Here is a 25621-nt window from a genome sequence, read left to right on the forward strand (position 1 = left end):
TCCTGCATGAAGAAAATAATCGATACCGTTGTCAGCGAGCTCAACACCATACTGCTGGGCAAGGAGCAACAGGTTCGCCTGGCCATTTGTGGACTGCTGGCCCGTGGCCACCTGCTGATTGAAGACATTCCCGGCATGGGTAAGACCACTCTTTCCCATGCCCTTGCCCGCATCATGGGTCTCAGTTACCAGCGCATCCAGTTCACCAACGACCTGTTACCGGCAGACGTACTCGGCTATTCCATGTATGACAAGCAAGCCGGAACACTAGTCTTCCACAAGGGCCCCATATTTGCCCAGGTCGTACTGGCTGACGAAATCAACCGCGCCTCACCGCGGACCCAAAGCGCACTGCTCGAAGCCATGGAGGAACGGCAGGTTTCCATCGAAGGCGAAACCCGTCCACTCCCCCACCCGTTCTTTGTTATCGCCACCCAGAACCCCATCGAACAGGGCGGCACGTACCCGCTACCGGAATCCCAGCTCGACCGCTTCCTGATGCGCCTGCGCCTGGGCTATCCGGATCCCAGGGCGGAGCGGGAGCTGCTCGAAGGTGAAGATCGCCGCATGTTGACCGACAAACTGCAGACCCTGCTGAGTCAGTCAGACCTGGACACCCTCCAGGAGGCAGTGGGAAGGGTAACCACCAGCCCGGCCTTGCTGGATTACGTCCAGCGCCTTCTGGAACACAGCCGCCGCATGCCCGGCCTGCTCTATGGCCTGTCCCCCCGTGCAGGGCTTGGCCTGGTTCGCGCCGCCAGGGCCTGGGCATTGATGGACGGACGACACCATGTATTGCCCGACGACATCCAGGCAGTATTTCCCGCAGTTGCGGAACACCGTCTGGAACAGGGAGAATCCGGAAAGAGCACCGAACGGGTCAGGCAACTTCTTGCCTCTGTCTCTGTCATCGAATAAAGAGCACCACCATACGAAGAGCGTTGGTGAGTAAATAGCATCATTTAATGACTGAAATTAGCCAAAACAACTGGAACAGCGCCCTGTTCATGGTAGCCTTCAGCACTTTCAGTATTTAACGAGAGACCCATAATGAGCGAAACCAAACATTCCCGCTTGATCATCCTTGGCTCCGGCCCCGCCGGCTACACCGCTGCTGTCTACGCAGCCCGTGCAAATCTGAAGCCAACCCTGATCACCGGTATCGAAGTGGGTGGACAGCTCACAACCACCACCGACGTGGACAACTGGCCGGGAGACAACGACGGCGTCCAGGGCCCAGAGCTGATGCAGCGCATGCTCAAGCATGCCGAACGCTTCGAAACCAGCATCGTCTACGACACCATCAACGAAGCCGACCTGCGCAACCGCCCCTTCCGCCTGAAAGGCGATAGCGGTGAGTACACCTGCGACGCCCTGATCATCGCCACCGGCGCATCCGCCATGTACCTCGGCCTGGAATCCGAAGAGAAATTCAAAGGCCAGGGCGTATCCGCCTGCGCTACCTGCGACGGTTTCTTCTACAAGAAACAGAAAGTCGCCGTCATCGGCGGTGGCAACACCGCAGTTGAGGAGGCCCTGTACCTCTCCAACATCGCTGACGAAGTCACGCTGGTACACCGCCGCGACAGCCTGCGTGCGGAAAAGATCCTGCAGGACAAACTGTTCGAGAAAGCCGAGAACGGCAACATCAACATCGTGTGGGACCACACCCTTGACGAAGTCCTGGGCGACGGCACCGGCGTCACCGGCATGCGCATCAAAAGCACCAAGGACGACTCCACCCAGGAACTCGATCTGGCAGGCGTGTTCATCGCCATCGGCCACAAACCGAACACCGACCTGTTCGCCGGCCAACTGGACATGGAAAACGGCTACATCAAAATCCGCTCCGGTCTCGAAGGCATGGCCACCCAGAGCAGTATTCCCGGCGTCTTCGCCGCGGGCGACGTAGCCGACCACGTCTACCGCCAAGCAGTAACCTCTGCCGGTTTCGGCTGCATGGCCGCACTGGATGCAGAAAAGTTCCTGGATCAACAGGACTGATCTAGACTGAGGGAAACACCTCAGTAGTTCGACGAGGCCTTCGGGTACAACTTGCTGAAACTGTGCGGAGCCATGGATGGCGGAGCCAAGCGTACAGGGAAGTATTCACAGCGTGTTTCAGCAAGTTGTACCCGAAGGCCGATACTCCGGACTCGGTACCAACAGCGGACCTGGATGACCTCACTACCCTGGATAGACCCCGACCACCTCTGGTTCCCTCCCGCCGAGGAAGCCCTGGATGAACCCGACGGCCTGCTGGCACTGGGCGGAGACCTCTCCACCGACCGCCTGATCCTTGCCTACCGCAACGGCATCTTCCCCTGGTACAGCGACGACCAACCCATCCTCTGGTGGTCCCCCAACCCCCGATGCGTCCTGTTCCCGGACGAAATACACGTATCCCGAAGCCTGCGCCGCACCCTCAACCGACAGTATTTTTCGATAACCGCGGACAGGGACTTCACCAACGTCATACGCCTGTGCGCGGAAACCCGACAAAGGGAAGGCACCTGGATCACCGAGGACATGACCCGCAGTTACACCCGGCTGCACAAACTCGGGGTCGCCCACTCCATCGAGGCCTGGAACCCCGACGGCAAGCTGGCTGGCGGCATGTACGGCCTGGCAATTGGGCAGTGCTTTTTTGGCGAGTCCATGTTTTCGCTGGAAACCAACGCGTCAAAAGTACTGATGGTACATCTGGCCAACCAACTGGCAGAATGGGGATATAAAATCATGGACTGCCAGGTGGAGAATAGTCACCTGTTAAAAATGGGTGCCCGATGTATTCCGCGGAGTGAGTTTTTATCTATACTCAGGACAAGTGTAGACCGCTCTCCAATGCAGAGCTCCTGGCAAATCCAGTGGCAATGGCCCGGCCCGGAGGTGTGAATGAGCAACCTCAGAACACTGGTATTCTTCGCCACGCCCCCCCACGACTGCAGCTACCTGCCGGATCGTGAGGCAACCACCATGTTCGTCGACCCACGGGCGCACATTGACAAGAAGTTGTACAGTCAGCTCACCGCGCTGGGGTTTCGCCGCAGTGGTTCCCATTACTACCGCCCCCACTGCGAAAACTGTAACGCGTGCGTACCGGTGCGACTGAAAGTCGATGATTTCAAACCTGACCGGAATCAACGTCGGGTGTTTGAAAAGAACCGGGATCTGACCTGTGAGCTGGTGCCCGCCAGTTTTAGCGAACGTTATTACCAGCTTTACGCCCATTACATTGAACAGCGTCACGCGGATGGCGATATGTATCCGCCGTCCCGGGAACAATTCACCTCTTTTCTGGTGGAAGGCGCCACAGACTCATGGTTCCTGGAGATCCGCCTCGAAGAAGAGTTGATTGGCCTTGCAGCAGTGGACATGCTGGATGACGGCCTATCGGCTATCTATACGGTCTTTGATCCCGCCCATGAAAGCCGCAGCCTCGGCACCTTTGCCATTCTTTGGCAGATTGAGGCCGCAAAATCATGGGGACTGCCCCATCTTTATCTGGGGTACTGGATCCGGGAATGCCGTAAAATGAACTACAAAACCCGTTTCACCCCCATTGAAGCCCTGCGGGATGGCCAATGGCAGGTACTGAAACGCAACTGATTTTGCTAAATGACGACAAATCAGGCAGAATTGCGCAATTTAAAATCAAGGCAAGTTAATTCCAAACGAGGTTTTTACTGAATGGCGAAATCAGATGTCATTGAAATGGAAGGCGTTATTGTTGATACACTTCCAAATACCATGTTCCGGGTTGAGCTGAGCAACGGCCACGTTGTAACGGCTCACATCTCCGGCAAGATGCGCAAGAATTACATCCGCATCCTGACCGGTGACAAGGTGAAAGTTGAGCTGACCCCCTACGATCTCAGCAAGGGTCGTATTGTTTACCGCGCCCGTTAATCGCCTGGTGACATCTGAAAAGCCCCGTTTCCGGGGCTTTTTTTATGCAACAACCTACCCTACTCGCGATCCTCGGCACTACACTCCAGCGCCCCCGGATTGGTATAACACCGCACTTTTCTGAGAATGGTCATCATGTTGTCGTCATAGACACCGGCTGCCAGCATACCTGATGCGTCCTTCGCTTCCTGCATATCGATGCGTACATTGCGCAGCATCTCCTGATAGCCAACCATGGCTTCTTTGGAAATATCGACCCATCGCTCTGCGGGAACAGAGTTTTCATACTGCCTGACGATCCGCATCGCTTCCGGGTAAAGCCGGGACATGATTTTTCGGGACCGCCGAACAAAGCGATCGTCAAACTCGCCCTCCCGCGCAACCAGATGAATCGAGACCTGACCAACAGGGTATTTCACAATGCCCCCTTTGTCCCCCATTCCCTTGAACATTTCCAGCACTTCATAGGCAGCTGCTGGAGCGTAGCTAATATCCGCCTGACCAGTATTAAACAGTCGCGCAAAGTTGGAGATCTTTGCTTCTACGGGCACAGCACCTATGTACTCGACCATATGACGTGCGTCGTGGTGCCCTTCAAAGACCGTGATTCGCTTACCTTTCAGGGCATCAACATGGTTGATACTCCGATCATTCACAAATAAATAGGCCGCCCCCATAGGCGCCGCACCGAGAACAACATAGCCGTCTTGTGACATGTGCTCATCCACTCTCGGGCTGGAGAGGATATGCATCAGAACCCTCAGGTCTTCATAATAGGGCACAGCCCCGATGGCGCTGATCGAACCGGTAAAATTGTTAAAATGCCGGACCCCCATATCAGTGACAGCCACGATATCGCATTTGCCAGCCCTGAAGTCCGCCACCGCTTCGTCCTCATCGGTGTACGGGATCATCGCAAGGCTGACTCCGTATCCCACCGCCTTGCGCTGGTATTCCTGAAGCGTCCGGTAGACAAAACCTCCGGCGCCGGCAACATCGAATACACAGAATTCTTTCCGCTCACTGGCGGATAACGGGGTCCAGGCAGACAGACACATCACGCCTGCCAGCAGTGCAGCATGTACCTTCATTCGTCCTGATTCCTTGTCATTATTGTTTGTTAGAGGTTTCACCACCAACGTTCCGCATGTGTCGGCGGTGAATTCATAAACTGACAGAGATCGGCATGGATTGAATTGACGGCAATGGCAGCCGACTGATTAAACAGCGGTCAATTTCCCACGAACAGACATAAAAAAACCGCGCCGATTAAAGCGCGGTTCTGGTTAACCCACCGAAGAGCAGTCAGCAATCAGACTGCCTCGGCAGGCTCATCTTCGTAATCGAACACCAGTTCGTCATCGCGAAGATGAATATGAACATCCCCACCTTTTTCAGACAACCGCCCAAACAGAATCTGTTCGGCAAGCGGTCGCTTGATCTTATCCTGAATCAGGCGGGACATCGGTCGTGCCCCCATGGTGACATCATAGCCTTTCTCCGCCAGCCAGACCTTGGCGGCCTCATCCACATGCAGCACAACATGCTTCTCATCCAGCTGAGCCTGCAGCTCGGTGAGGAACTTGTCCACCACGTGGGTGATGGTGTCTTTCTGGAGATCAGCAAACTGGATAATGCCATCAAGACGGTTGCGGAATTCCGGCGTAAACGTCTTGCTGATAATTTCCATGCCGTCGGTACTGTGGTCCTGCTCGCTGAACCCGATCGAGCGTCGAGCCATGCTCTCGGCCCCGGCGTTGGTGGTCATCACCAGGATAACGTGACGGAAGTCCGCCTTGCGGCCATTGTTGTCCGTCAGCGTACCGTGGTCCATGACCTGCAACAGCAGGTTAAAGACTTCCGGATGGGCCTTCTCGATCTCATCCAGCAGCAATACGCAGTGAGGATGCTTGTTGACCGCTTCCGTCAACAGGCCCCCCTGATCGTAACCGACGTAACCCGGAGGCGCACCAATCAAGCGGGACACCGTGTGTCGCTCCATGTACTCGGACATGTCGAAGCGCACCAATTCGATACCCAGTACCTTGGCAAGCTGCTTGGTGACCTCGGTCTTGCCGACGCCGGTCGGGCCGGCGAACAGGAAGGCCCCTTCCGGCTTCTCTGGCGCCTTGAGGCCAGCACGGGCAAGTTTGATGGCCGTAGAAAGCGACTCGATTGCCGGATCCTGACCAAACACCACCATCTTGAGATCCCGCTCCAGATTGCGCAGCAGGTCCTTGTCGCTGGTGGACACGTTCTTCGGAGGAATACGGGCAATGTTCGCCACCACGTCCTCAATATCCGGCACATCGACCGTCTTCTTGCGCTTGCCTTCCGCCATCAGTCGCTGACGGGCGCCGGCCTCGTCAATGACGTCGATGGCCTTGTCCGGCAGGTGACGGTCGGTGATATAGCGATCCGCCAGCTCGGCGGCCACCCTTAACGCCTTGTCGGTGTACTTGAGGTCATGGTGTTTTTCAAAATTGGGTTTCAACCCCTTGAGGATCTGATAGGTATCCTCAACGCTCGGCTCATTGACATCAATCTTCTGGAAGCGTCGGGCGAGCGCACTGTCCTTCTCGAAAATGCCCCGAAATTCGGAGAAGGTGGTTGACCCTATGCAGCGAATCTCACCAGAGCTCAGCATTGGCTTGAGCAGGTTGGAAGCATCCATAACGCCGCCAGATGCCGAGCCTGCTCCAATGATGGTATGGATTTCATCAATAAACAGGATGGCATGCTGCTGTTTCTTGAGTTCCGCCAACAGACCTTTCAGCCGTTTTTCAAAATCACCACGGTACTTGGTGCCTGCCAGCAAGGCCCCCAGATCGAGGGAATAAACCACGGCATCCGAGATAATATCGGGCACCTGGCCATCCACGATACGCTTGGCCAGGCCTTCGGCAATGGCCGTCTTGCCAACACCGGCCTCCCCGACCAGCAGCGGATTGTTCTTGCGACGACGGACCAGAATCTGGACCACGCGCTCCACTTCATGCTCACGGCCAATCAACGGATCTATGCGACCCTGACGGGCCTGCTCATTGAGGTTGGTCGCGTAACTCTCAAGTGGGCGCGCTGAGCCGCCCTCTTCCCCGGCCTCTTCCTGGGCAGCCTGGTCGTGACCTTCCTGGTCCTCGGCCCCCTGCACTCTGGAGATACCGTGAGAAACGAAGTTCACTACGTCAATTCGGGCAATGCTCTGTTTCTTGAGCACATACACCGCCTGGCTTTCCTGTTCACTGAAGATGGCGACCAGTACGTTGGCACCCGTCACCTCCTTCTTGCCCGAGGACTGGACATGGAAAACCGCGCGCTGCAGTACTCTCTGGAAGCCCAGCGTCGGCTGGGTTTCCCGCTCGCTGTCATTGCTCGGGATCAACGGGGTTGTTGAGTCTACAAATTCAATGAGTTCTTCCTGAAGCCGCTTCAGGTCTGCACCACAGGCTTTCAGGACGCCCACTGCCGATTCGTTGTCCAACAGGGCCAGCAACAAATGCTCCACCGTCATGAATTCATGACGTTTGTCACGGGCATTTTTGAAGGCCGTATTCAGCGTAATTTCAAGGTCTTTGCTCAGCATGGGCCACCCCTGGGTCTATCAGTCCGCACGTTCAATCTCGCAAAGGAGCGGATGTTCGCATTCCGAGGAATACTGATTCACCTGTGCCGCCTTTGTTTCTGCGATGTCACGGGTATATACCCCACATACGGCTTTTCCCTGCGTATGGACGAGCAGCATCACCTGCGTCGCCTTTTCTTCGTTCATCCCGAAGAATTTCATCAGTACATCCACCACAAAATCCATGGGTGTGTAGTCATCGTTCAGAAGCACCACCCGAAAGCGCGCAGGGCGCTTCAGTGCAGGCTTCTCGGGAGCAACACTGAGGTCATCCTGACGCCCCGGCTGTTGTTCTTCGTCCCCCTGATTAAATACTAGTAGAGAATTCTGGATAGTCCTCATGATTCTTTACCGGTAGTCGGTGCCCTTGGTTAAAGATGGTTGTGAGTCGTCCGGTTTTCAAGCCAACAAGACTACCGGACGTGCGCTGGTTATCAATACGATCATGATACCGCTTCCGGACCCCCTTCAACCATACATTCCCCCAATGTCCGCTATTGACTCAACGACGATATTGGTCAACAGTAAGAGTGCAATGTAAAATAATGTAAATTGGCGTGGTCCTAATGTATCCACGGAAGCACTTATAACAGGTAACCCGATATCACCCGTGCCCGCTTCAAGGCACGGCAAAAATACCAATAACAGTGATTGACAGTAAAAGAACAGGGGAGTTCATCATGCCAAAGGGCAAAGTGAAGTGGTTTAACAATGCCAAAGGTTACGGCTTTATCATAGAGGATGGCTGCAGTGATGATCTGTTCGCTCATTTCTCTTCGGTACAGATGGAGGGGTACAAAACCCTGAAGGCTGGTCAAACGGTAACCTTTGACAAAAAACCCAGCGACAAAGGCATCCACGCGGTGAACATCGTTCCGCAGGAACAACCGCGAAAACAGAACGAAGCCAGCGCGGGGGAAAAAACGGAAAAGAAGCCTGAGGCCGACCCTGAGAGCAGCAACCATGAGAACGAACTCAGGGACGAGCCACGCGCCGTAAACGCCTGATACCTGAGTCTGCCAGGTTACCGGGCTTGAACTGACTTTGTGGCCGGCCCCGTTTGGGCCGACCTCAACCCCCGCTGTCGACACCCATGAAGGTGACGACCATCGGTTACCTGTGTTACCCCAAAGACAATTCCACTTTTCCTGCTCCCGCCGTTCAGATACCCTCACCGCTTTCAGACACGCCGCAACCCGGCACCGGAGCATGACCCAGAGCACCGAATGGCGACCCTGATTCTCTTTAACAAGCCCTATAGGGTAATGAGCCAGTTCACCGATTCCGGCAACGGTAAATCGGAACGGGCCACATTGGCGGACTGGATTGATGTTCCCCATGTCTACCCGGCGGGCCGCCTGGACTTTGACTCGGAAGGCCTGCTCCTGCTTACCGATGATGGTCGGTTGCAGCATCGCATTGCCTCTCCTCGCCAGAAAATGCCTAAGACTTATTGGGTCCAGGTGGAAGGCGACATCAGTGATGACGCCCTGGACCGATTGCGTGAAGGCGTTCAGCTGAAGGATGGCGAAACACGGCCCGCCATTGTCGAAAAAATGCCCGAGCCCCCGGTTTGGCCAAGAGTCCCGCCAGTACGTCACCGGGAATCCGTTCCCACCTCCTGGATCGAACTCACCATTACCGAGGGCAAGAACCGACAGGTCCGCCGCATGACCGCTGCCGTTGGCTTCCCTACCCTTCGCCTGATTCGCTATCGTATCGGTGACTGGACCCTCGATAATCTGGCACCGGGTCAGTACCACAAACTGGCCGTCCATGTGCCGGCACCACCCACACGCCCCCGGCGCCCGCAGAAAACGGGCCGCGGCGGCGGCAACAAGACACGGAGAAAAAGCGGATCATGACCTGGACACCCCATGCCACGGTTGCGGTTATTGTGGAAGATGACGACGGTCGGTTTCTCCTGGTGGAGGAAGTCAGCGGCGGTCTGGTGGTCTTCAATCAACCAGCCGGACATATCGAGGAAGATGAAGCCATCCTGGATGCGGTGCGGCGCGAAACCCTGGAGGAAACAGGCTGGCAGGTGGAGCCCGTGCACTTCCTCGGTCTCTATACCTACAAGGCGCCGGCCAATGGCGTGACCTATCACCGTTTCTGCTATTCCGCCCGGGCAGTGAAAAAGGTCACAGACCAGTTGGATGACGGCATTATTGCCGCACATTGGCTGACAAGAGACGAGATTGCCAGCCTTGGCGGACAACTACGCAGCCCACTGGTACTCCGGTGCATAGAAGATTACCGAAATGGCCGGCGGTTCCCCCTGGATGTGATCATCGACGCTGAGACGTGACAGCCGAACAATGATAGACTGCGGCGCTTTGATTAGTACGGTTCAGCTATGACAGACGCACCCGAAAACACCCGAGTTATCGTTGGCATGTCCGGCGGCGTTGATTCGTCCGTCGCCGCCTGGCTCCTGAAAGATCAGGGCTACCAGGTTGAAGGCCTGTTCATGAAGAACTGGGACGAGGATGACGGCACCGAATACTGTACCGCCATGACCGACCTGGCGGACGCCCAGGCAGTCGCCGATACCATCGGTATTCCCCTGCACACGGCAAGTTTCGCAGCGGAGTACTGGGATCGTGTGTTTGAGCATTTCCTATCGGAGTACAAGGCCGGTCGCACGCCCAATCCGGATATCCTGTGCAACAAGGAAGTGAAGTTCCGCGCGTTTCTGGACTATGCCGTTACCCTCGGAGCCGACTTCATCGCCACCGGTCACTACACCCGCCGGCGGCCGCTCAACGATGGTTCTGGCAAAGCACAACTGCTGAAAGGGCTCGACCCCAACAAGGATCAGAGCTATTTCCTCCACGCCGTCTCCGGTGACCGCATCGCCCGGACGCTATTCCCGGTCGGGGAGCTGGAGAAGCCGGAAGTTCGTCGAATCGCCGAAACCCAGGGATTCGTCACCCACGACAAGAAGGATTCCACCGGCATCTGCTTTATTGGCGAACGCAAGTTTCGGGATTTCCTCAAACAGTACCTGCCGGCCCAGCCCGGAGACATTGAAACCCCGGATGGCCAGGTGATCGGTCGCCACCAGGGCCTGATGTATCACACCATCGGCCAGCGCCAGGGCCTGGGTATTGGCGGGCTCAGCGAGTTTGGCGATGATCCCTGGTACGTAGCCGATAAGGATTTGGGGCGTAACGTATTGATTGCCGTTCAGGGCAAGCAGCACCCACTGCTGTTCTCCCGTGGGCTGGTCAGCGGCCCGATTGACTGGGTGGCCGGGGAGGCACCCGCCGGAGAATTCCGGTGCAAGGCCAAGACCCGCTATCGGCAGCCAGACCAGGACTGCGTCGTGACTCTGTGTGACGGTGGCGTGACCGTGGTATTTGACGATGCCCAGCGTGCGGTCACACCGGGCCAGTCCGTTGTCTTCTATGAGGGAGAGGTTTGCCTGGGGGGCGGCGTTATCGAACAAACCTGGCGTGACGGGGAACCCCTTCCCGCAAGGGCCGTCGTTACCGGAGTGCAGGCATGAGCCGATCGTTGTACGACCAGACCCTGGCACTGGCCGGAGTCTTCCAGGCCGCCGCCCAGGTACAGCAGGTGGCCCACACCGGTCAGTGTGCCGACTCCAGCTTCGAGACGTCCATACGCTCCCTGTTCGCGACGGAGCCAGAGACCACCCTCGACGTTTACGGTGGCGAACTCAAGGACCTTCGCGAGGGGCTGAACACCCTGGCCAATGTGCTCAGCCAGCAGAGCAAACAACAGGATATTGAGGTTCTTCGCTACACCCTCAACCTGATCCACCTTGAATCAAAGCTGAACCGTGACAAGGATATGATGGCAGTGATTGGCAGCCGCATTGATCAGGCCCGGCATACCGCCAGTCACTTCGGTTACCTGCACAGCAACCTGATTGGCAACCTGGCCTCCATATACGGCGACACCATCAGCACCTTCCGGATGCGTATCCAGGTAACCGGCGATCCCGCAGTCCTGCAACGGGAAGAAAATGCGGCCCGCGTAAGGGCTCTGCTGCTAGCGGGCATCCGGTCCGCCGTACTCTGGCGCCAGAGCGGCGGACGCCGCTGGCAACTGATTTTTTCCCGGCGCAAAGTGATCGCCACCGCGCGGGATCTCGCCGAGAAGGCTAACCGTTCGGTTTACGACTGATTCGCGCCCTGCGGTGGTGTATCATAGGCACCCCAATTCAGTAATGACCCATTCTTTGATGATTTGAGAGGTTTTCGATGGAACTCACCGCCCTGACCGCCATTTCCCCCGTCGACGGACGTTATGGCAACAAAGTCAGCGTTTTCCGCGATATTTTCAGTGAATACGGCCTGATTCGGAACCGGGTGACCGTCGAAATCCGCTGGTTGCAGAAACTGGCTGCCCACCCGGACGTACAGGAAGTGCCGGAATTCTCCCCTGAGGCCAATGCGTTCCTGGATGAGATGATACGGGAATTCAGTCTGCCGGACGCCGAGCGCATCAAGGACATCGAACGCACCACCAACCACGATGTCAAAGCCGTCGAGTATTTCATCAAGGAAAAAATCGCCGAGGTGCCGGAGCTGCACGCGGTTACCGAATTTGTGCATTTCGCCTGCACGTCCGAGGACATCAACAACCTGTCCCACGCCCTGATGCTGCGGGAAGGACTGGATCACGGGCTGTTGCCCGCCATGGATCGCGTTGTCGACAAGCTGGCGCAGCTGGCCCATGACCACGCTGAACAACCAATGCTGTCCCGCACCCACGGGCAGACCGCATCCCCCTCCACGGTCGGCAAGGAACTGGCCAACGTGGTTTACCGTCTGCGCCGTCAGGTCAGTCAGGTACGGGCCACGGAACTGCTGGGCAAGATCAACGGCGCGGTGGGCAACTACAACGCTCACCTGTCTGCCTACCCGGGCATCAACTGGGCCCAGAACGCCAAGGAATTCATTGAAAGCCTTGGCCTGGACTGGAATCCGTACACCACGCAGATCGAACCCCACGACTACATCGCCGAACTGTACGACGCCATTGCCCGCTTCAACACCATCCTGATTGACCTGGACCGGGACATCTGGGGCTACATTTCCCTCGGTTACTTCAAACAGAAGACCGTGGAAGGCGAAGTGGGATCGTCCACCATGCCACACAAGGTCAATCCCATTGATTTCGAGAACTCGGAAGGCAACCTTGGCATCGCCAACGCCCTGTTCAGCCACCTGTCCGCCAAGCTGCCGATTTCACGCTGGCAGCGGGACCTGACCGATTCCACGGTGCTTCGCAACCTCGGTGTCGGGTTCGCCCACAGCCTGATTGCCTACGAAGCCACCCTGAAGGGACTGGGCAAGCTGGAGATCAACCCAGCGCGACTGGACGAAGATCTCGATCATGCATGGGAAGTATTGGCTGAACCGATCCAGACCGTGATGCGCCGCTATAATATCGAGAAGCCCTATGAAAAACTCAAGGCCCTGACCCGTGGCAAAGCCATGACTCCCGAAGTGATCAAGAACTTCGTGGAAACCCTGGACATCCCGGACGCCGCGAAGGCCGACCTGCTGGCATTGACCCCGGGCTCCTATATCGGCAACGCTGTTGATCAGGCGCAAAACATCTGAACACAGGACACTGACCCATGGACATGCTTGGCGGACTTTCGGCGGCGGACTTTCTCCGAGACTACTGGCAAAAGAAGCCTCTGGTGATCCGCCAGGCATTTCCCGGATTTCAGTGCCCGGTGTCAGCCGACGAACTGGCCGGGCTGGCCTGTGAAGAGGGCGTCGAATCCCGAATCGTGATTGAGAATGACAACGGCCAGCCCTGGCAGCTGCACAACGGGCCGTTCACCCCGGAACGTTTCAGCAACCTGCCAGAGCAGGACTGGACCCTGCTGGTTCAGGGGCTGGATCACTGGGTACCGGACATTGCCGACCTGCTGGACAATTTTCGCTTTGTGCCCAACTGGCGGCTGGATGACATCATGGCCAGCTACGCGCCGAAGGGTGGCAGCGTTGGCCCTCACTACGATCAGTACGACGTTTTCCTACTCCAGGCCCAGGGCCATCGCCGCTGGACCTTTGGCGGGCACTGCGACCACACCACGCCCCGGGTGGAAGGTACCCCGCTGCGCATTCTTAGCAGTTGGGACGGGGAAGAAACCGTCACCCTGGCGCCCGGCGACATGCTTTATCTGCCACCCGGTATCGGTCATCACGGTATCGCCGAGGATGACTGCATCACCCTGTCCATCGGTTTCCGCGCCCCAACTGTTGATGACATCCTAACCGGCTTTACAGATTTCCTCTGTAGCCAGTCCGATGCCGCCGATCACCTTAACGATCCCGATCTCAGCGTTCAGGACAATCCGGGCATCATCGCTCCTGAGGTAATTGACCGCCTGGAGGGCGTTATTCGCGAAAAGCTGTCAGATCGCCGACAGCTTTCTCTCTGGTTTGGCCAGTACGCAACGGCCCCCAAGAGCATGGATATTGTCGTACCATCGGATGAGCCCATCGCGCCAGAGGTCTTCCGGGACCTGGTTCTCGAGGGCGCACAACTGCGCTGGAATGAAGGCTCCCGCTTTGCCTATCATGAACTTGGGGACGAAACCGCGCTGTTTGTCGACGGCGAGCAGTATCTGCTGAAAGGCGACGCCCGCCCGCTGGCTCCCCTGCTGTGCGCAGGCGCCCTTATCGACATGGCAGCACTGACTCCCCTGATAGATGATGAGGCACTCTGCGGCCTGCTCAGCAACTTGTACAATCAGGGATCCGTGTATTTCGAATGACCAGAATACGAATCCGCAAATACAGCTGGCAACTGGCACCACGAGACATCCGCGACATCCGCCAGCGCGTGTTTGTTGAAGAACAGAACGTCCCTCCCGAGCTGGAATGGGACGATACCGACGATATCGCTGATCACTACCTGGCGGTCACCGGGGACAACGAGCCCGTCGGCGTTGCCCGACTCTTTTCCACTCTCGAAGAAACCGCTCATATAGGCCGTATGGCGGTGTTACCGGAGTTTCGTGGCAAGGGCGTGGGAGAGGCGCTGTTGCGACACCTGATCTCGGAGGCTTCCCGGTTCGGGGAACTGCAACTGTCGGCCCAGGAGCACGCCATTTCCTTTTACCAGCGCTCCGGATTTCACGTGTGCTCCGATCTCTACGACGATGCCGGCATTCCGCATGTGGATATGCGCTGCCTGTCACCAGGACTGGTGGCGCCGGATACGAATCGGGAATATCCGATGATACTGGGAACGGACCGGGACAGCTGGCTGTTCGAATCCGAAGCTAATATGATCAGCCTGCTGGATTCCATGACCGGCCAGGCCACACAGCGACTGTGGCTGTATGACCGGTTGCTGGAACACGATCTCTACGACAGGCTCCGTTTTCGCGAGCTATTGTCCGCCCTCGCCCGCCGCCACCGGCTCAGCGAAGTGCGCCTACTGATCCACGACGACAAACCGCTGGTCAAACGACGTCACCAGATCGTGGAGTTGATGAAACGCCTGCCGAGCCGAATTGAACTGAGGCTGGTCAACGATGATTACCCGATTGAAAACCAACCGTTCCTGCTGGCCGACCGGGAAGGAGTCGTCTATCGCCACAACTTCGACAAACCCGAAGGCTTTGCCAACTTTGCCGATGGTGGACGGGTCAAGCTTCTGGGAGAAGCCTTTCAGCGCATGTGGGACGCCAGCCGCAGCTCTCTGGAATTGAGAGAGCTACCGCTCTGAATGATAGACCTGTGGAATCTCCACAGACTCGAACTGTGCTCCGAACGGCGCGAACTCCGCATCCACTTCTTCCGCCACTTCGGCGATCAGTTTTCTCAGCCATTGATGGTCCGCATTGTGTTGTAACAGCGGACTCCACGCCATCTTCAGTTCAAAAGGCGGAATCTCGAACGGTGGCACCTTGACCACCAGGTTGGGGTTATCTTTCTGTAACCAGGCCGCTCGGGATGGCAGGGTGGCAACGAGATCGTGCTGTTCCGCCAACAGCATGGCGACCTGATAATGCCGTGTAAAAACAGAAATCTGCCGCTTACGGCCCATCCGCGACAGGGCCTCGTCCACCCACCCCAACCTCTGGACGTCCTTAGGGTTCACGCCGACACCGACGCCGAAACCGGTTTTACTCACCCAGATATGACTGGCATCGAGATAGGTATCCAGGGTAAATGGTTGCCTGAGAATCGGATTCCGGGCGTTCATCAGGCAGGCGAAATATTCGATCCAGAGGGTTTTCTGGTGGAACGACTGCGGTATCTTGTCGAACCGGTTAATTGCCATATCCAGGCGACCCTGCTCGACATCCAGAAAGCTGACGTCACTGGGTGTCAGCACATCCAGGGTCACATGGGGTGCTTCCTGACGAATGCGCCGTAATACCCGTGGCATCAGGCAGGACTCTGCATAGTCACTGGCCATGATGCGAAACACCCGCTGACTCTCCATGGCCGAGAACGGTGTCTTTTCCTGCACTGCCTGCTCAATATCCGAGAGAATACTGCGCACCAGAGGCTGCAACTCCCGAGCACGTTCCGTAGCCGACATGCCTTCACTGGTGCGCACCAGCAGGGGATCTCCGAACACATCCCGCAACCGGCGCAGGCCGTTGCTCATGGCCGGCTGGGTGATCCCCAGGTGGTTAGCGGCTTTCGTCACATTCCGCTCCCTGAGGAGCACATCGAGATACACAAGCAGGTTCAGGTCGACCCGGGAAATATCCATTCAACACTCCAAATAACCCGGCACCATCGACGCGGAACCGGAGACATTCACCCTGACAATGTACATCATAATAACAATTCATGAAATAAATATAACCGGAGACACTTTCACATTTCTAAACGGAATCGATTCGGGTTTTCTGCTAATCTTTCGGGTACTTGCTGAATCACTGTGATTTTTATGGCCGGATAACACCACCTCATGGCCAGAAACCGGAGTCGTTACCGATAACATGAATACCACTACGATCGTCCTGATACTTGCAGCCATCGTTACCGTCTCTATTCTCATTATCGTCGGTAGCCAGATGCGGGAGCGCGCCCGGATTGAACGGGCACGGCGAATGACGTCCCAGGAAGATCAGTACAATCGTGCTCACCGGCTACTCAATGAGATACCTGGCCAATACCTGACCCCGGATCTCAAGCTCCTGCTGATCAAACGCATGGAGGAAGCTTGCCAGGAACTGAGTGCACTTAAATCCAGCCTCCCGGTCAAGCAGTGGCTGGAAGCCACCCGGCAACTGAAGAACGCCGTGCTCGAGAACAATGACAATCGGCCGCCAGTAAAAATCGACTCCCCGGAAAAATCAAATTACGTCAAAGAGTTGCTGCAAAGCCTGTTCAAAATGATTGAAGGCATGCACAAGGCAGGAAAACTCGACAATTCAACCGCCAAAAAAAACCTGAAATATGTGCTGTTCCTGGTTCACAAGACCCACGCCGACCTCCATGTGTTCCAGGCAAGAGACTACGTACGGCAGAACCAGATTCGCAAGGCTATCCATGCCTACCACCTTGCCAGCACCGAAATGGGCAAGTCCCGCGATAATCCCCTGGCCATGAAAGCCGTAAAAAGCTTCCGCACACGTATCAAGGAACTTGAAGCGATGGGGCCGGAGAACAACAAAGGCTCCAGCCCGCAGGAAGGGCAGTCAAAACTGGATCGGGAGTGGGATACGTTTCTCCATGATGACGAATGGAAGAAAAAGGCTGACTATGACGATTAACCCGATGCTTGCCAGTCAGTCCTGACAAGCCCTCCTCAGACAAGGATTGTGAACACTGGTGACTAGGCTATTCCGAAAACGCCTTTCATTTCGCCTGACCCGGGATACGGTATTGCTGGCCATGGCACTGGGACTGGCTCTGAATATGGTTCAGGTCACCCTGGACTTTTTCAGTGCCCGCGAGTCCATGGAGAAGGAAATTCGTGCACTTATCGAAATCAGCCACAGCCCCGCATCACAGATCGCCTACAATATAGACGTTCGACTGGCCGAAGAACTGCTTGATGGCCTGCTCCGGCACCCGGCCACCATTGACGCCAGGATCGTCGACAATGACGGCCACACCATGGCCGCCGCCAGCACAAGCAGTCCAACGTCCCCATATCGGTGGATCAGCGACGCTCTCTTCGGAGCAAGCCGCACCTTCAGTGACGAGCTGAGGGTCAAGCAGTTGGAGGACCTTCCGTTAGGTACCCTGAACGTCACCATAGATACCTATCACTACGGGTTGCTGTTTCTCCAGCGAGCCACTTATACGCTGGTCAGTGGTTTCTTCAAAAGTCTGATCCTCTCTATTGCACTGCTGGGGATTTTCTATTTCGTCCTCACCCGCCCGATGATGAATGTTATCAACGCACTCAGTCGCGTTCAGGCCGAAACACCGGAGAAGGTGCGCCTGCCGATTCCCGCCAATCATCAGGAAGATGAAATCGGCGCCATGGTCGGCATCATAAACCAGCACCTGACCACCATTGACACCAGTCTGGAACAACTCCGCCAGGCTGAAAGCTCCATGAAGAATTATTCCACACAGCTGGAACGGGAAGTCGAGGACCGCACGCGGGAAATTTCCGAGAAAAACACGGCACTCCAGCGGGGTAACCGGGCTTTGGTCAAGGCCAAAGAAGACGCTGTCCGCCGGGCGAGATCGCGGGCCAACTTCCTGGCCAGCATGAGTCATGAGATACGCACGCCGCTCAATGGTGTGCTGGGAATGCTGGGCCTGGCCCTGGAAGGCGATCTCGATCAGGAGCAGCGCAATCGCCTTGAAATCGCTTTCACCGCCGGGCAGAGCCTGCTTGGGCTACTGAACGACATTCTCGACATTTCCAAAGTTGAAGCCGGAAAACTGAGCCTGGAGAACATTCCGTTCAGCGTTAAAAACCTGATCCAGGAATGCGCCACACTCCATGCTCAACAGGCCAGCACAAAAAAGATTGAATTACACACCGACATTGACCCGGAACTGCCTGACATGTTCCTGGGTGATCCGACCCGTACGCGCCAGGTGCTCAACAATCTGCTCAGCAATGCCATCAAGTTTACCGAGAAAGGCAGTGTCAGGATCCATGCAGCCCGTTTTGGAGGCAACCTCCGGATTGATGTCATGGATACCGGCATCGGTATGTCAAAAGAAGGCCTGCACCGGATTTTCTCTCCCTTCTCGCAGGCGGATACCGACACCACGCGCCTGTACGGCGGGACCGGATTGGGGCTGACACTGTGCCGCCAATTGGTGGAACGGATGCACGGCCAGATACTGGTGGATTCGGAAATCGGCCAGGGCACTCACTTCACGGTGACCCTCCCGCTACCGGTCTACGCGCAGTACGCCCAACAGCCGGTAGAGTCCCCCCCCGTCGAAGAGACCGCCGCACCGATCGAAGGCCTGAATATCCTGTTGGTGGAGGATAATCAGGTCAATCAACTGGTGGCCAGCAGCTTGCTGAAAAAACTGGGCCACTCAGTCGACCTTGCAGAGAACGGCAAGCAGGCTTTGGAAGCCCTTGAAAACAAGAGTTACGACCTGGTATTGATGGATTGTCAGATGCCGGTCATGGACGGTTATGAAGCAACTCAGAAAATTCGGGAAAACCCGAAGTGGCAAACACTGCCGATAATCGCGGTAACCGCAAACGTCATGCAGGGAGACCGGGAAGACTGTCTGGCCTCCGGCATGAACGACTACATCACCAAACCCTACAATCGTAACGACCTGAAGACCGCTATCGAGCGCTGGGCGCCTGACTCTCCAACTGAGCCAGGACCGACCTGAGCTCATCCCTGAGCGCCATCAGGCGGTCAGGGTCCACACCGGTGCTGCACAAAAGACGGCCAGGAATTGACCTCGCCCGCTCCCGCATCGCCAAACCGGCGGTGGTGGCGGCAACCGTCACCACCCGCTCATCCTCGGCACTGCGCTGGCGGCTGACCAGTCCCCGCTCTTCGAGGCGCTTTAACAGCGGTGTAAGTGTGCCGGAATCCAGCCTGAGGCGTTCCCCCAGACCGGACACGCGCACAACGTCGACCGCAGCGGCCGCCTCCCACAGCACCAACATCACCAGGTACTGTGGGTAGGTCAACCCCAACTCAGTCAACAGTGGCCTGTAGCGGGCCGTCACCGCCCGGTTCGCCGCATACAGCGCAAAGCAGAGCTGGTTGTCCAGGGCGAGAATGTCGTCTGTCTTAGCCATCACTCACAGCAGCTTTTCGATATCGGCGCGGATGGCTTCCGGTTTGGTGGTGGGTGGATAACGACGGATTACCTGCCCTTCCCGGTTAACCAGGAACTTGGTGAAGTTCCACTTAACTTTCTCGGACCCCATTACGCCAGTGGCCTCTTTCTTGAGAAAGCGATAAAGCGGGTGAGTCCCCGAGCCGTTGACTTCGATCTTGGAAAACATCGGGAAATCAACACCATAATTGACACTGCAGAACTGGCTGATGGCGCCTTCATCCGCCGGGTCCTGATTCATGAACTGATTGCACGGAAACCCCAGTACCATCAGCCCCTTGTCACCCAACTCACTGTACAGCTCCTGCAATCCCTCGAACTGGGGAGTAAACCCACACTTGCTGGCCGTATTTACAATAAGCAGAACCTTGCCCTTGTACTCCGCCATGTCATGTTCGTTGCCCTGAATATCCTGAACCTTGAAATCGTAGATACTGTCGGTCATTTCTCTTCCCTTGCATTTTGATCAATTATATTGTGCACAATACAACACCCTGCTGAGAATGTCTCGGTTACTGGCCAAATCTACAGACGGGATGAACTTGTCACCATAAATCTCCATGATTAAGCCACAATTCATCACAATTGACCTGTTGCCGGGCGGCCATGCTCCGCTAGAATACAGGCTTGTCGTTTTGATTTACTGATACAAGGTTAAGGAAACCCGGGTCCTATGCAGAATTACTACAAGTCCGCCAAGCTGGATAACGTGTGCTATGAAATACGTGGCGTTGTTCTGCGCGAGGCGCGTCGTCTCGAAGAGGAAGGGCATCGGGTCCTGAAGCTGAACATTGGCAATCCAGCCGCCTTTGAACTCGACATCCCGGAGGAAATCCAGCAGGACGTCATCTACAACATGCCGCTGGCCCAGGGCTACGTGGAATCCAAAGGGCTGTTCTCCGCCCGCAAGGCGGTTATGCACTACTGCCAGCAGCGGGGCATCGACAAGGTTGATATTGATGACATTTTCCTGGGCAATGGCGTCAGCGAGCTGATCGTTATGTCGATGCAGGCCATGCTGAACACCGGTGACGAAGTGCTGATCCCCGCGCCGGATTACCCGCTCTGGACAGCTGCGGTCACCCTCTCCAGCGGCAAGCCGGTTCATTATCACTGCGACGAAAAGCAGGACTGGTTTCCGGATATCGAAGATATCCGCAAGAAAATCACCAGCCGCACTCGCGCTATCGTTTTGATTAATCCAAATAACCCCACGGGGGCGGTCTATTCCCGCGAACTGCTGGAACAGGTCATCGAACTGGCTCGCAAGCATAATCTCATCATCCTGTCGGACGAGATCTACGACAAGATTCTGTACGACGGGACAGAGCACGTTTCGACAGCTTCCCTGGCCGATGACGTACTCTTCTTCACCTATAACGGCCTGTCAAAGAATTACCGGGCCGCCGGTTACCGTTCAGGCTGGATGATCGTCAGTGGCGCCAAACACCGTGCCCGGGATCTGGTCGAAGGCATTGAAATGCTGTCCAACATGCGACTGTGTGCCAACGTACCTGCCCAGCTCGCCATTCAGACCGCCCTGGGTGGCTACCAGTCCATCAATGACCTGGTGGCTCCGGGCGGACGCCTGTATGAGCAACGCGAGACTGCCTGGCAGTTACTCAATGACATCCCTGGGGTCAGCTGCGTGAAACCAAAAGGCGCACTCTACCTGTTCCCGAAACTGGATCCCAAGCGCTTTCCGATCATGAACGACGAGAAGCTGGTACTCGACCTGCTGCTGCAGGAGAGAATCCTGTTGGTGCAGGGTTCCGCGTTCAACATTGACGACAAACAGCACTTGCGTGTGGTATTCCTGCCACGGGTCGATACCCTGGAGGATTCCATGAAGCGCCTCGCCCATTTTCTCTCCACATATCAGCAGTAATCGGTGCGGTTAATGGCTGACATACATATAGAGGAATTTTACAAAGATACCGCGATCGCCCTGGTCCAGCTTTATAGCGCCTTCCCACGACGCACCAACCTGTTTGTGGAGGATATCGCCGGTCCGGATGAACCAGATGAATTCGGGCTGCACAGTAAACGCCACATGGCTTGCTTTGGCGCCCTGCTCTGGCTGGAAGAAGAAGGTCTGCTGCGCTACGTGGACACCATCCGGCAGGAAGCACTGGACCAGGCCGTGCTCACCCAGAAAGCCTTTGTCCGCCTGAGCACTCCCGCCAGCGCAGAGCTGCTGGAAAACCTGGAGGTGCTGACTCCCGGAGACACGGACGGTCTGCCCGAGTCCGTCAGACAGGATCTTTCGACCCACATTCACCTAATCCGTAATGCCTTGCGCAACGGCAGCTCGGCGACCATCAGCCGGGTAATGCAGGGCGTCTTTTTTAGTGGAACTTTCGTGACATCAGCGGATCATTAAAACCGCGTAACCCCATTGAACCCGGGCTGGCAACCCACATATAGCTCATCAGCAACCTGTCGCGTTTGCGGATAACGAGAGAATCAAGGAACCGAATATGCGCATTCTGTTGTTTCTCGCCACTAACCTGGCGGTCATCATTGTGGCCAGTATCACTCTGCGCCTGCTTGGCGTAGACAGCTACCTGGCCCAGAATGGTATTCAATATGGTTCACTGCTGGCTTTTGCGGCGGTGTTCGGCTTTGCCGGTGCCATAGTATCGTTGTTGATTTCCAAACCAATGGCCAAGTGGAGCACCAAGGCCAGGGTCATTGACTCTCCCCGGACACCGGCGGAGCGCTGGTTGGTGGATACCGTCGCGCAACTGGCGAAGAATGCCGGTATCGGAATGCCTGAGGTGGCTATTTTTCCCGCCTCCCAGTCCAATGCGTTTGCCACTGGGTGGAACAAGAACGATTCATTGGTGGCGGTCAGTGAAGGCCTGCTTCACCGGTTCAACAAGGACGAGATCCGCGCCGTTCTCGGTCATGAGATCGGCCATGTTGCCAACGGTGACATGGTTACCCTGGCGCTGATTCAGGGCGTGGTGAACACCTTTGTGATTTTTGCCTCGCGGGTGATCGGCTCATTCGTCGACCGGGTGGTATTCAAGAATGAGAGCGGGCACGGTATCGGCTTTTTCGTGGTCAGTATCGTGGCGGAAATTGTCCTCGGAATTCTGGCCAGCACCATCGTATTCTGGTTCTCCCGTCGCAGGGAATTCCGGGCCGATATTGCCGGTGCGCAACTGGCCGGTCGTAGCGCCATGATCAGCGCCCTGGCAAGATTGAAACAGGAAAGCGAGATCCCGGACCAGATGCCGGACTCACTGCAGGCATTTGGCATCAATCGGGGAGCACGGGCAGGCCTCAGTGCCCTGTTCATGACACATCCGCCACTCGAGGCCCGCATCGAAGCCTTGCAAAGAGCAAGCCTCTGATCAGATTTTAAGCTTGAACCCCAGGGCACGGAAGGTGTCCTGGAGGGACTTGCTGGTGCCCTTGAGCTGGATTTTCACACTGGAAAACTCTCGGCGCACCGGGTAGTTCTTGCGCAGCCGGTCAAAGGCGTTGCCCCGCTCTTCCGATGCCTGCGTCATGGTCAGCCTGAGTTGCGCATCGTCCCTGCGAGGATCGTAACAGGAACGCATGGCAATATTACCCGCCCCCATTTCTTCCGCCGCACTGGTAAAGGAGAGCTTGCTCAACGCCGGTTCCGGCAGGTACTGGCCGGCCTTTTTTCGCACCGGCAAGCCCAGGAAACGACACAGGGACTGATAAATCATTTCGGTACCCTGGACCTTGCCTTCCAGACTGTAACCCGCAATATGGGGTGTGGCCAGCCAGACCTTATCCACCAGTTGCGGGTTGATCCTTGGTTCCTGCTCCCACACATCCAACACCACCGTGGGTGCATTCGGGCCTTCCAGACACTCGTGCAGCGCAACCGAATCGATTACCTCACCGCGACTGGTATTAATCAGTAGTTGACCGGCGGTGAGCCGGTCGAGCCTGGCCTTGTCAATCATGTGGAATGTGGCGTGGGGGGACTCATTGGTGAGTGGGGTATGCAGCGTTACAACATCACACTCCAACGCTTCGTCCAGGCTGCAAAAAACCTGTTCGCCGTCTTCCTCCTGATCCGCTCGCGGCGGATCACACAGACGGATTGTGAAGCCCAGCTTTTCAAGCTTGCGCGCCAGTTCGCTGCCCACGTTACCGGCACCCACGATACCAACACTCAGGTCTTCCCAGTCATCCAGCCCCTGTTTTTCAGCGTACAGCGACAGCACCAACAGCACATATTCCGCCACGCTGTTGGCATTGCATCCCGGTGCCGCTGAGAACGCAATCCCCCGGGATTTTAGCCAGGCCAGATCGACGTGATCCGTGCCGATGGTTGAGGTGCCGACATAGCGAACCCGACTGCCTTTCAACAGTGCCTCATTAACCCTGGTGACCGAACGCACCAGCAGGATATCAGCGTCTTTTACGTCCTCGGGCGACATGGTGCGTCCAGACACCCGGCGAATATTGCCAATATCGCCAAAAAACGAATCCAGCAGGGGAATGTTTTCATCCGCTACGATTAACATGGTCTGATCTTCCGGCCTCGTTAGTTCCTGCGCTGTCGCTGCGGGCGTCCGCCCTGGCTGCGACCACCCTGCCCCCGGCTTCCCTGGGGACGGCGCCCGCCACGCTTTCGGGTGATCGGCGCATTGGGCAAGGCTGTCATTAACTCTTCATCCGGTACAGCGGTCTTGAGCTTCTGGCTAATGTAGGTCTCAATAGCCGGCAGCGAGAAGGCATCATCCTCGCTTGCAAAGCTCACCGATACACCGGTTTTACCGGCGCGGCCGGTGCGACCAATACGGTGTACATAATCTTCGGCGTTCTCGGGAAGATTGTAGTTGAAAACGTGGGTAACACCGTTGACGTGAATCCCCCGACCGGCAACGTCTGTTGCCACCAGAACCTGGATAGTGCCTTTCTTGAACTGGTCAAGAGTCTTCAGACGTTTGTTCTGCGCAATTTCCCCGGACATCAGGGCAACTTTCACGCCCTGGTTACGCAGATCCTCGTCCAGGTCCCGGCACTGGTCCCGCCGATTGGCAAAGACAATGGCCTTTTCCACATCCGGTCGCTTCAGGTAATTCACCAGCACCGGCAGCTTTTCGTCCTCACCCACGAGGTAAACCGTCTGCTCGACCCGCTCTGCGGTTTTCTGCTCTGGCTCAATTTCCACAAACTCGGCATTGCGAGTCCACATGGAAGCCAGATTCAGCACATCCTGATTAAACGTCGCGCTGAACAGCAGGGTCTGGCGGTCTTCCTTGGGGGTGCACTTGCGAATGATGCGCTTGACGTCGGGAATAAAGCCCATGTCCAGCATGCGGTCCGCTTCGTCCAGAATCAGAATATCCAGCTGATCCAGGAAGACGTCCTGAGAGCCCAGAAAGTCAATCAAACGCCCGGGCGTGGCAACCAAAATATCAACTATCTCGTTCTGCAGTTGATCACGCTGTTTGTCATAGTTCATACCACCGACCACCGTCACTACGTTATGGCCGGTGTAGCCGCAGAGTTGCTCGGCATCCTTGGCAATCTGCATGGCAAGTTCCCGGGTCGGCGCCAGAGCCAGCACACGGGGCTCGGACGCAAAGCGCTCTTTTTCCGGGACCGGTGTCTCCAGCAGACTCTGGATGGCCGTAATCAGGAAGGCTGCCGTTTTTCCGGTACCGGTCTGCGCCTGGCCTATAAGATCCTGACAGGCCAGAGTAAACGGCAAGGTCTCCGCCTGGATTGGTGTGCAATACTCGAAACCTATGTCGGTGATTGCGTCCAGCAGGCGCTGATCGAGATTGAGATCCTTGAACAGCGTCTTGCCGGTCTCACTTGGGTCAGATGTCATATGTAT

Annotated in this window: 26 protein-coding genes; 18 read left to right on the top strand and 8 right to left on the bottom strand. The window is 56.4% G+C overall.

The annotated features are described in order from the left end of the window. Positions 1 to 6 precede the first annotated feature (6 nt). The 5 genes from EHN06_RS11960 (at position 7) to infA (ending at position 3909) form a co-directional block, all read left to right on the top strand. Positions 7 to 918 carry an AAA family ATPase gene (locus EHN06_RS11960; RefSeq protein WP_127332795.1) on the top strand — a complete coding sequence of 304 codons (912 nt, stop codon included), beginning with the start codon at positions 7 to 9 and terminating at the stop codon, positions 916 to 918. A 132-nt stretch (positions 919 to 1050) separates the two neighbouring features. Beyond that, positions 1051 to 2004, top strand: coding sequence for a thioredoxin-disulfide reductase (trxB, locus tag EHN06_RS11965; protein ID WP_127332796.1), 954 nt, complete (start codon positions 1051 to 1053; stop codon positions 2002 to 2004). Between the two features lie 174 nt (positions 2005 to 2178). After that, a complete protein-coding gene (gene aat, locus EHN06_RS11970; RefSeq protein WP_127332797.1) occupies positions 2179 to 2895 on the top strand; it encodes a leucyl/phenylalanyl-tRNA--protein transferase in 717 nt (238 codons plus the stop codon). After that, on the top strand, positions 2896 to 3609 hold the full coding sequence (locus EHN06_RS11975) for an arginyltransferase (RefSeq protein ID WP_127332798.1): 714 nt from the start codon (positions 2896 to 2898) through the stop codon (positions 3607 to 3609). An 81-nt stretch (positions 3610 to 3690) separates the two neighbouring features. Beyond that, positions 3691 to 3909: a translation initiation factor IF-1 gene (gene infA, locus EHN06_RS11980; protein WP_008938619.1), complete on the top strand. Its 219-nt coding sequence runs from the start codon at positions 3691 to 3693 to the stop codon at positions 3907 to 3909. A 59-nt stretch (positions 3910 to 3968) separates the two neighbouring features. On the opposite strand, the gene EHN06_RS11985 is transcribed toward infA, so the two are convergent. The 3 genes from EHN06_RS11985 to clpS form a co-directional block, all read right to left on the bottom strand. Further along, entirely contained in the window at positions 3969 to 5000 is a 1032-nt protein-coding gene (locus EHN06_RS11985) for a putative solute-binding protein (protein ID WP_127332799.1), read from the bottom strand. Positions 5001 to 5221: 221 nt separating this feature from the next. Then, positions 5222 to 7492 carry an ATP-dependent Clp protease ATP-binding subunit ClpA gene (gene clpA / locus EHN06_RS11990; RefSeq protein ID WP_127332800.1) on the bottom strand — a complete coding sequence of 757 codons (2271 nt, stop codon included), beginning with the start codon at positions 7490 to 7492 and terminating at the stop codon, positions 5222 to 5224. A gap of 18 nt (positions 7493 to 7510) precedes the next feature. Then, complete coding sequence (gene clpS / locus EHN06_RS11995; protein ID WP_127332801.1) at positions 7511 to 7873, bottom strand: ATP-dependent Clp protease adapter ClpS; 363 nt, start codon at positions 7871 to 7873, stop codon at positions 7511 to 7513. 338 nt (positions 7874 to 8211) lie between these two features. Between clpS and EHN06_RS21700 the strand changes: the two genes are divergently transcribed. The 8 genes from EHN06_RS21700 to EHN06_RS12035 all read left to right on the top strand — a co-directional run bounded on the left by EHN06_RS21700 (position 8212) and on the right by EHN06_RS12035 (position 15259). Continuing rightward, positions 8212 to 8538: a cold shock domain-containing protein gene (locus tag EHN06_RS21700; RefSeq protein WP_127332802.1), complete on the top strand. Its 327-nt coding sequence runs from the start codon at positions 8212 to 8214 to the stop codon at positions 8536 to 8538. 219 nt (positions 8539 to 8757) lie between these two features. Beyond that, positions 8758 to 9396 (top strand): pseudouridine synthase, encoded by a 639-nt coding sequence (locus EHN06_RS12005; protein ID WP_127332803.1) that lies wholly within the window; start codon positions 8758 to 8760, stop codon positions 9394 to 9396. After that, the gene (locus EHN06_RS12010; protein ID WP_127332804.1) at positions 9393 to 9842 is read left to right on the top strand and encodes an NUDIX hydrolase; all 450 of its coding nucleotides are present in this window, start codon (positions 9393 to 9395) and stop codon (positions 9840 to 9842) included. Before EHN06_RS12005 ends, EHN06_RS12010 begins: the two co-directional genes overlap by 4 nt. A gap of 48 nt (positions 9843 to 9890) precedes the next feature. Continuing rightward, positions 9891 to 11045 (top strand): tRNA 2-thiouridine(34) synthase MnmA, encoded by a 1155-nt coding sequence (mnmA, locus tag EHN06_RS12015; RefSeq protein ID WP_127332805.1) that lies wholly within the window; start codon positions 9891 to 9893, stop codon positions 11043 to 11045. Then, positions 11042 to 11686 (top strand): high frequency lysogenization protein HflD, encoded by a 645-nt coding sequence (gene hflD, locus EHN06_RS12020; protein ID WP_127332806.1) that lies wholly within the window; start codon positions 11042 to 11044, stop codon positions 11684 to 11686. The genes mnmA and hflD overlap by 4 nt, the downstream gene beginning before the upstream one ends. Positions 11687 to 11763: 77 nt before the next feature. Continuing rightward, positions 11764 to 13131, top strand: coding sequence for an adenylosuccinate lyase (gene purB, locus EHN06_RS12025; protein ID WP_127332807.1), 1368 nt, complete (start codon positions 11764 to 11766; stop codon positions 13129 to 13131). 17 nt (positions 13132 to 13148) lie between these two features. After that, complete coding sequence (locus EHN06_RS12030) at positions 13149 to 14300, top strand: cupin domain-containing protein (protein ID WP_127332808.1); 1152 nt, start codon at positions 13149 to 13151, stop codon at positions 14298 to 14300. After that, the gene (locus tag EHN06_RS12035; protein ID WP_127332809.1) at positions 14297 to 15259 is read left to right on the top strand and encodes a GNAT family N-acetyltransferase; all 963 of its coding nucleotides are present in this window, start codon (positions 14297 to 14299) and stop codon (positions 15257 to 15259) included. Before EHN06_RS12030 ends, EHN06_RS12035 begins: the two co-directional genes overlap by 4 nt. Here the strand turns inward: EHN06_RS12035 and EHN06_RS12040 are convergent. Next, a complete protein-coding gene (locus EHN06_RS12040; RefSeq protein WP_127332810.1) occupies positions 15248 to 16258 on the bottom strand; it encodes a LysR family transcriptional regulator in 1011 nt (336 codons plus the stop codon). The two genes, EHN06_RS12035 and EHN06_RS12040, sit on opposite strands and share 12 nt — an antisense overlap. 232 nt (positions 16259 to 16490) lie before the next feature. Between EHN06_RS12040 and EHN06_RS12045 the strand changes: the two genes are divergently transcribed. Both EHN06_RS12045 and EHN06_RS12050 read left to right on the top strand, forming a co-directional pair. Continuing rightward, entirely contained in the window at positions 16491 to 17267 is a 777-nt protein-coding gene (locus tag EHN06_RS12045) for a hypothetical protein (protein WP_127332811.1), read from the top strand. Positions 17268 to 17325: 58 nt separating this feature from the next. Next, on the top strand, positions 17326 to 19323 hold the full coding sequence (locus tag EHN06_RS12050) for an ATP-binding protein (RefSeq protein WP_206075656.1): 1998 nt from the start codon (positions 17326 to 17328) through the stop codon (positions 19321 to 19323). On the opposite strand, the gene EHN06_RS12055 is transcribed toward EHN06_RS12050, so the two are convergent. Both EHN06_RS12055 and EHN06_RS12060 read right to left on the bottom strand, forming a co-directional pair. After that, on the bottom strand, positions 19274 to 19741 hold the full coding sequence (locus tag EHN06_RS12055) for a MarR family winged helix-turn-helix transcriptional regulator (protein ID WP_127332812.1): 468 nt from the start codon (positions 19739 to 19741) through the stop codon (positions 19274 to 19276). The genes EHN06_RS12050 and EHN06_RS12055 overlap by 50 nt on opposite strands. A 3-nt stretch (positions 19742 to 19744) precedes the next feature. Beyond that, complete coding sequence (locus tag EHN06_RS12060; protein WP_127332813.1) at positions 19745 to 20227, bottom strand: glutathione peroxidase; 483 nt, start codon at positions 20225 to 20227, stop codon at positions 19745 to 19747. A gap of 228 nt (positions 20228 to 20455) precedes the next feature. On the opposite strand from EHN06_RS12060, the gene EHN06_RS12065 reads away from it, so the two are divergent. From EHN06_RS12065 to htpX, 3 genes are all read left to right on the top strand, one after another. Continuing rightward, positions 20456 to 21670 carry a pyridoxal phosphate-dependent aminotransferase gene (locus EHN06_RS12065; protein WP_127332814.1) on the top strand — a complete coding sequence of 405 codons (1215 nt, stop codon included), beginning with the start codon at positions 20456 to 20458 and terminating at the stop codon, positions 21668 to 21670. Between the two features lie 12 nt (positions 21671 to 21682). Further along, positions 21683 to 22165, top strand: coding sequence for a hypothetical protein (locus EHN06_RS12070; protein WP_127332815.1), 483 nt, complete (start codon positions 21683 to 21685; stop codon positions 22163 to 22165). A gap of 97 nt (positions 22166 to 22262) precedes the next feature. After that, on the top strand, positions 22263 to 23144 hold the full coding sequence (htpX, locus tag EHN06_RS12075) for a protease HtpX (RefSeq protein WP_127332816.1): 882 nt from the start codon (positions 22263 to 22265) through the stop codon (positions 23142 to 23144). Here the strand turns inward: htpX and pdxB are convergent, their stop codons facing one another. Continuing rightward, positions 23145 to 24299: a 4-phosphoerythronate dehydrogenase PdxB gene (pdxB, locus tag EHN06_RS12080; protein ID WP_127332817.1), complete on the bottom strand. Its 1155-nt coding sequence runs from the start codon at positions 24297 to 24299 to the stop codon at positions 23145 to 23147. 20 nt (positions 24300 to 24319) lie between these two features. Continuing rightward, positions 24320 to 25615 carry a DEAD/DEAH box helicase gene (locus EHN06_RS12085; protein ID WP_127332818.1) on the bottom strand — a complete coding sequence of 432 codons (1296 nt, stop codon included), beginning with the start codon at positions 25613 to 25615 and terminating at the stop codon, positions 24320 to 24322. Between the last annotated feature and the right edge of the window lie 6 nt (positions 25616 to 25621).

The organism is Marinobacter sp. NP-4(2019) (assembly GCF_003994855.1).
In the GTDB taxonomy this organism is placed as follows: Bacteria; Pseudomonadota; Gammaproteobacteria; order Pseudomonadales; family Oleiphilaceae; genus Marinobacter.